We start from the raw sequence: 4,978 nt of genomic DNA on the forward strand, positions 1-4,978 counted from the left end.
AAGATGAACAAGGCCTCGACGGCGAACGGGATCAAATCCTCCGCCGGAACAGTTGTCGCTCCGGACACGGCCGTCAGCCGGGGGCCGGACCCGTCCTGCGCCCTGCCGAGCTTTGCTTGACTGTGCCATCTCTTTTGTCGTCTAGCCTCTTTTCCGTGCCTTTCGTAACCTGAGGACGTTGGATCTTGCCGTCGCTCCGCCGTTCCAGCGCCAAATCCTCACCCGATCCGTCTTTCGCCGCCCTCCGCGAGAAACGCGATCCGCTGGAGGACGAGGCTCGGTTCCTGCGGTCGTGGTTCGAGCGGCCACTTGTCACCGGGTCGGTGACGCCTTCGGGCAAGATGCTCGCCCGCACCATGGCCTCCTACGTCGATCCACGCCTCGACGGACCCGTGATCGAACTCGGGCCGGGAACGGGTCCCGTGACCGACGCCCTGGTCCGCCGCGGCGTCGCCCAGGAACGCCTGATCCTCATCGAGTACAATCCGAACTTCTGCGAACTCCTGGCGCGACGCTTTCCGCGCGCCACCGTGGTGCAGGGGGACGCCTACGCGATCCACGAGACCGCCGGCCCGCTGCTCTCGGCCAAGGGTGCGGCCACGATCTCGAGCCTTCCGCTGTTCACCAAGCCCCTCGAACAGCGTCTCGGACTGCTGAACGCGGCCCATGACCTGATGCAGCCGAGCGCCCCGTTCATCCAGTTCACCTACGCGCTGGTGCCCCCAATCCCCGAGCGCTGCAACGCCGGCAGCTACATGGCGAGCCGTTCCAACAAGGTCTGGCTGAACCTGCCGCCGGCCCGCGTCTGGGTCTATCGCCGGCCCTGATCGCCCTTCCTCAACGGTTGCTGAAGGGCCGTCTCAGTCGCCATTCAGTCGGATCGGCTCATCTTCCACATCGACCGGGAACGCCCCGGTCGATGGATCAAGAGGATGCCCGCCATGATGTCTCGCACAGCAGCAATCGCCTCACGGGCCGGAATCCTGGCAGCCGCACTGGCGCTCGCCGCCATCGGTTCCGCCCAGGCGGCACCGCTGGCGCCGCCCATCGGCATCGCTGAACCATCCGAGAGCGGGATCATCTCGGCGCAGTACGGCGGGGGCCGTCACGGGGGCTACGACGGCCATCAACACGGCCGTCACCATCATGGCGGTTGGGGCGGACATCATCTCGGCTGGGGTCACGGGCATCACGGCTGGGGGCATCGCCACCATGACGGAGGCCATCGCCACGGCGGGCATCGCGGCCACGACCGCGACTGACCTCTCTGTCGACTGTGATCGACCGCCGGTTCACCCCATGCGGTCGATCACCGCCGGCCCCGTCATCGTCGGGCCGGCACCGATCCGGTAGGCCGCCAGCAAGGCGGCCTCCGCACGGTCCGCCCCCTCGTCCGTGCGGGCGTGGACGATGCCGATCGGCCGGTCCGGGCCGACGGCGTCGCCCGGCCGCGCCAGGGCGGTCAGGCCGACCGCGGAATCGATGCTGTCCTGGGGGCGGGTGCGCCCGCCGCCCAGCGCGATGACGCAGAGCCCGACATCGCGGGTGGCGACGCGCTCCACGATGCCGGCCTCCGCATGGACCGGCCTCGCGACGGGTGCGCGCGGAAGATACGCGTCCGCCCGCTCGATCAGGTCAGCCGGCCCGCCGAGCGCCGACACCATCCGGGCGAACACCTCCGCGGCCTTGCCCGAGGCGAGGGCGTGTTCGAGCCGCGCCGAGGCCTGGTCTGGATCGGGCGAGAGGCCGCCCAGCACCAGCATCTCGGCGGCGAGCGCCAGCGTCACCGCGTGGAAGGCCGGTTCCCGGCTCCGTCCGGTGAGATAGTCGATCGCGTAGGTGACCTCGACGGCGTTGCCGGCGGCAGTGGCCAGAGGTGCGTCCATGTCGGTGATCAGTGCCACCGTCCTCAGGCCCGCGCCGTTGGCGACGGTGACGATGCTGTTCGCGAGCCCGCGAGCATCGTCGAGGCTCGCCATGAAGGCGCCCGAGCCGGTCTTCACGTCCATGACGAGGCCGTCGAGCCCGGCGGCGAGCTTCTTCGAGAGGATCGAGGCGGTGATGAGGTCGAGCGATTCCACCGTCCCGGTGACGTCCCGGATGGCGTAGAGGCGCCGGTCGGCCGGTGCGAGGTTGTCGGTCTGGCCGATGATGGCGCAGCCGGCCTCGCGCACGACCCGGCGGAAGCGGTCGAGATCCGGTGCGGAATCGTAGCCCGGGATGCTCGCGAGCTTGTCGAGGGTGCCCCCCGTATGGCCGAGCCCGCGTCCCGAGATCATCGGCACGTAGCCGCCGCAGGCCGCCACCATCGGGGCGAGAACCAGGCTCACCGCATCGCCGACGCCGCCGCTCGAATGCTTGTCGATGGCGGGCCCGGGCAGGTCCCAGGCGAGGACGGTGCCCGACCGGGTCATGGCCCGGGTCAGGGCCACCCGCTCGGGCAGGGACAACCCGCGAAAGAACACCGCCATGGCGAAGGCCGCCGCCTGGCCTTCGGTGACGCGCCCGTCGGTGAGGCCGGCGATGAAGGCTTCGATCTCGGCGCCGTCGAGGGCATGGCCGTCGCGCTTGGCCCGGATCACTTCCTGCGGCAGCCTCACGTGCCCTCTCCCAAAGCAGCGACGAGGTCAGCATGCAGGCTGCTCGCGCCGAAGCGGAAGGTCGCCGGCCCCGCCCAGCCCGGTCCCATGATCTCGTCGGCGAGCGCGAGATAGGGGGCGGCGTCGCGGATGCTGCGCAGGCCGCCCGAGATCTTGATGCCGGCCGGACGCGCTTCCCCGTGCGCATGGATGATCCTGAGCATGGTGCGTGCCGCCTCCGGCGTCGCCGAGACCGGACTCTTGCCAGTCGACGTCTTGAGGAAATCGGCCCCTGCCTCCAGGGCCAGCCGGCTCGCGCCTGCGATCGCGTCCGGAGTCTCGAGCTCGCCGGTCTCGAGGATGACTTTGAGGAGCCGGCCGCCGTCGCAGAGCCCGCGTACGGCCTCGATCATGGTGCGGGCCGGCCCCGTCTCGCCGCGCAGGAACGCGGGGTAGGGCAGCACGAGGTCGATCTCGTCGGCACCGTCCCGCAATGCCTTGGCGGTGTCCTCGACCGCACGCGCGACGTCATCCCCGCCCTTGGGAAAGTTGATCACCGTGGCGACGCGCACGTCGCTGCCCGCCAGTTCGTGCCTCGCCTGTGCGACGAAGCGCGGCCAGACGCAGACCGCCGCGACGGTGCTCGCCCGCGCCTTGGCGCAGAGGGTAGCGACGGCCGCCTCGGTGCAGGCGTCCGTGAGATCGGTCAGGTCGAGGAGAGGGAGGGCGCGCCGCGCGAAGGCGGCATCGGCATGCGTCATGTCCCGGGAAGTCACGGTCTCTCGGGCGCTCATGGCAGTCTCGCGACGAAAGCTTCGACGAGGCGGGCGAGGTCGGCGGCTGCGGCGCGCGCCTCCGCCTTGGTTTCCGCGTGACGGGGATCGCCGCCGCCGATCCCCGCGGCGAGGTTGGTCACCACCGAGATGGCGGCGACGGGCAGGCCGAAGAACCGGGCCAGGATGACCTCTGGCACGGTCGACATGCCGACGAGATCCGCTCCGAGGCGGCCTGCCATCCGGACCTCGGCCGGGGTCTCGAAGCTCGGCCCAGAGAACCAGGCGTAGATGCCCTCGGGCAGCGGCACGGCGCAGTCCTCGGCCGCCGCCCGGAGGCGGCGCAGCAGGCCCTCGTCATAGGCCCCGACCATGCCGACGAACCGGGCATCGCTGGTCTCGCCGATCAGAGGATTGAGGCCCGACAGGTTGATGTGGTCGCAGATGGCGACGAGGCTGCCGGGACCGGCCTGGGGCATCAGCGAGCCGGCGGCGTTGGTGAGGAGCAGGGCGCCCGCACCGAGGGAGCGAGCGACCCCGATGGGTACACGCATCGCAGCAGGGTTGCCGTCCTCGTAGGCGTGGGCACGGCCCTCGAAGACCAGAACAGGCTTTCCGGCGACGCCGCCGCAGTGAAGCGCGCCGCCATGGCCGCTGACGCCGGGCGCTGGGAAGCCCGGGATCTCCGCATAGGGAACCGACTGGGTGCCTTCGAGGCAACCGACCAAGCCACCGAGGCCTGTCCCGGTGACGATCGCGCAGGCATAGGCCCCCTCGAAGCCCCGACTCCGCAACACGTCGCAGGCCGCCTCCACCGCGACGTCCGGCGACATGGCGGGCGCGCTCATGCGAGGTTGTCCGGGCCGAACGAGGCCGGCAGCAGCGCCTCCAGGGTGAAGCTGCGGCGCACGCCCTCCGGGCCGGCGACGTGGATCGCGGCGGACGGCTCGGCGAATTCGCGGATGCGCTGGCGGCAGGCGCCGCAGGGGGTCACCAGGGCCGGCCCCTCCCCGAGCACCAGGATGTGAAGGATTCGCCGCCCGCCGCCCGCGACCATCGCGGCGATGGCCCCGGCCTCGGCGCAGGTGCCGACCGGATAGGCCGCGTTCTCGACGTTGCAGCCGGCATGGATCCTCCCCTCCCCATCACGCAAGGAAGCACCGACCCGGAAATTCGAATACGGCGCGTGGGCGCGGGCACGCACCGCGTTGGCCGCCGCGAACAGGGCGTCGAGATCGGCTGCCGGGTCGGTCGTGGCGGGGTCCGTCACGGGTCTGCGAGGCTTGAGGGGAGCAGGCACATCGCGGATCATAGGCATCAACGCCGTCGGCCTGTCGAGGCCCAGCGCGTCGACAAGGCGCGATCCGGCTCCTAAGACCAGGGTCAGGATGATCGGACCGATTTCGGATCTGGAAGGGTAAAACACATGCTGGGTCGGTACGAGCGGGGCGGCGCGGGTGAGGCGGTCGTCGAGTACGGCGACGGCACCATGCGGGTGATCAAGCCGGGTCCCTTCGTGCGCTGCGCGGTGACCGGCGCAGCCATCGCTCTCGACGACCTGCGCTACTGGAGCGTCGAGCGCCAGGAGGCCTATGCGACGCCGGAGGCGGTCATGGAGCGGTTGGG

At 70.7% G+C, this 4,978-nt stretch carries 7 protein-coding genes; 3 read left to right on the forward strand and 4 right to left on the reverse strand.

Features of this window, described 5'->3' with window-relative positions; genetic code table 11:
- Positions 1-185 precede the first annotated feature (185 nt).
- Together ACFE7U_RS12715 and ACFE7U_RS12720 are read left to right on the forward strand one after the other, a co-directional pair.
- Positions 186-827 carry a class I SAM-dependent methyltransferase gene (locus tag ACFE7U_RS12715; protein ID WP_375410097.1) on the forward strand — a complete coding sequence of 214 codons (642 nt, stop codon included), beginning with the start codon at positions 186-188 and terminating at the stop codon, positions 825-827.
- 114 nt (positions 828-941) lie between these two features.
- Positions 942-1,262, forward strand: a complete 321-nt coding sequence (locus ACFE7U_RS12720; RefSeq protein ID WP_375410098.1) for a hypothetical protein — start codon at positions 942-944, stop codon at positions 1,260-1,262.
- 30 nt (positions 1,263-1,292) lie between these two features.
- Here ACFE7U_RS12720 and deoA read toward each other — a convergent pair whose 3' ends face one another.
- From deoA to ACFE7U_RS12740, 4 genes are read right to left on the reverse strand one after another with little or no spacing between them, the layout of a single operon-like run.
- Positions 1,293-2,600, reverse strand: coding sequence for a thymidine phosphorylase (gene deoA / locus ACFE7U_RS12725; RefSeq protein WP_375410099.1), 1,308 nt, complete (start codon positions 2,598-2,600; stop codon positions 1,293-1,295).
- On the reverse strand, positions 2,597-3,373 hold the full coding sequence (gene deoC, locus ACFE7U_RS12730) for a deoxyribose-phosphate aldolase (protein WP_375410100.1): 777 nt from the start codon (positions 3,371-3,373) through the stop codon (positions 2,597-2,599). Before deoC ends, deoA begins: the two co-directional genes overlap by 4 nt.
- On the reverse strand, positions 3,370-4,185 hold the full coding sequence (locus tag ACFE7U_RS12735; protein WP_375410108.1) for a purine-nucleoside phosphorylase: 816 nt from the start codon (positions 4,183-4,185) through the stop codon (positions 3,370-3,372). Before ACFE7U_RS12735 ends, deoC begins: the two co-directional genes overlap by 4 nt.
- A gap of 11 nt (positions 4,186-4,196) precedes the next feature.
- Positions 4,197-4,664: a cytidine deaminase gene (locus ACFE7U_RS12740; protein ID WP_375410109.1), complete on the reverse strand. Its 468-nt coding sequence runs from the start codon at positions 4,662-4,664 to the stop codon at positions 4,197-4,199.
- A 114-nt stretch (positions 4,665-4,778) separates the two neighbouring features.
- Here ACFE7U_RS12740 and ACFE7U_RS12745 point away from each other — a divergent pair.
- Positions 4,779-4,978, forward strand: a 200-nt coding sequence (locus ACFE7U_RS12745; protein ID WP_375410101.1) for a DUF2093 domain-containing protein, incomplete at its 3' end; no start/stop codon positions are given.

It is taken from the genome of uncultured Methylobacterium sp., from assembly GCF_964251405.1.
Classification (GTDB): domain Bacteria; phylum Pseudomonadota; class Alphaproteobacteria; order Rhizobiales; family Beijerinckiaceae; genus Methylobacterium.